Annotated in this window: 1 protein-coding gene and 1 pseudogene; both read right to left on the bottom strand. The window is 66.3% G+C overall.

All coding sequences use genetic code 11. From position 1 onward, the window contains the following. A pseudogene (locus ACV1FX_RS41670) lies at positions 1-101 on the bottom strand (chemotaxis protein CheW); the annotation flags it as partial. 21 nt (positions 102-122) lie between these two features. Then, on the bottom strand, positions 123-1,301 hold a 1,179-nt coding region (locus tag ACV1FX_RS41665; RefSeq protein WP_473123276.1), incomplete at its 5' end, for a response regulator.

Raw genomic sequence — 1,301 nt, 5'->3', positions numbered from 1 at the left:
TCCTGGACGCGCGAGATCGGCAGGCCGAAGAGCTGGCCGCCGATCATCGCGGTGACGTATTCGACCATGGCGCCTTCGGCGGATTGGGTCTTGCTGCTCATGGATGTCTCTCCTCGTCCCCTTTACGCCGCGGCCCGGTTCAGCTCGGAGGCGCCGGCGGCGGTGGCGGTCTGTTCCTTCAGCGCCGCGATCAGGCCGGGACGGTCGAACTTGGCGACATAGTCGTGGAAGCCGGCCTGCCGGCCGCGCTCGATCGCCGCCGGCGAGACCAGCGCCGACAGCCCGATGATCGGCATCGCGCCGAGATTGTGGTCGGAGCGGATAACTTCCGCGAACTCGAACCCGTTCATGTCGGGCATCTCGATGTCGGTCAGCACCACGTCGAAGCTCTGTGCGCGCAGCGCGGCCAGGCCCTCCTGCGCGGTCGGGGCGGTGCGGACGCGGTAGCCGGCCGCCTTCAGCACCGGCGCCAGCATGTTGCGGAAGAACGCGCTGTCGTCGACCAGCAGCACCGACTGCGAATGCATCGACGGCTTCATCTCCTTGCGGGTGAACCAGTCGGCAAACGCCATGGGCAGGAAGTGGCCGACATCGATCACCTCGGTGGCCTGGCCCTTGATCACGGCCGAGCCCAGGATGCCGGCCGAGGAGCCGCCGACCTCGATGTTGAGGCGCTCCTCGACGATGTCGATGATCTCGTCGACGACGAGGCCCATGGAGCGGCCGTCATCGGCGAACACCAGGATCGGCTGGGCGCCCTGGCTCGCAATGGTGACGCCCTCCATGGCGACCAGCGGCATCAGCTGCTCGCGGTACTGCACCATGTAGCGACCATTGGAGAACTCGATCTTGTCGGCGGGCAGCTCCTCCAGGCGCGTGACGAGGCCGAGCGGCACCGCCTTGGGCTGGGACGAGCCGGCGCGGAACACCAGGAGCGAGGTGGTCTGCTCGCCCGAGCCGATGTGGTGCGCACCGTTCTCGTCGGCCATGTCATGGGCCGAGGAGCCGGCGGCGCCGAGCGCCTTGGCAATGCCGTTGGGGTCGATGATCATGATGACAGCGCCATCGCCCAAAATGGTGTTGCCCGAGAACATGTCGATGTGGCGCAGCTTGGTCGACATCGGCTTGACCACGATTTCTTCGGTGTGGAACACGCCGTCGACCACGATGCCGAAGGTCTGGCTGCCGACCTGGGTGACCACGATAAAACCGTTCTCGGGATCGGAGGCCGCGCCGTCGTCGATCTTCAAAAGCTTCTTGAGGTGGATCAGCGGCAGCAGCTTGTTGCGCAGCCGCAGCAC

The organism is Bradyrhizobium ingae (assembly GCF_055791185.1).
This window is presented reverse-complemented; position numbering and strand designations above follow the sequence as displayed.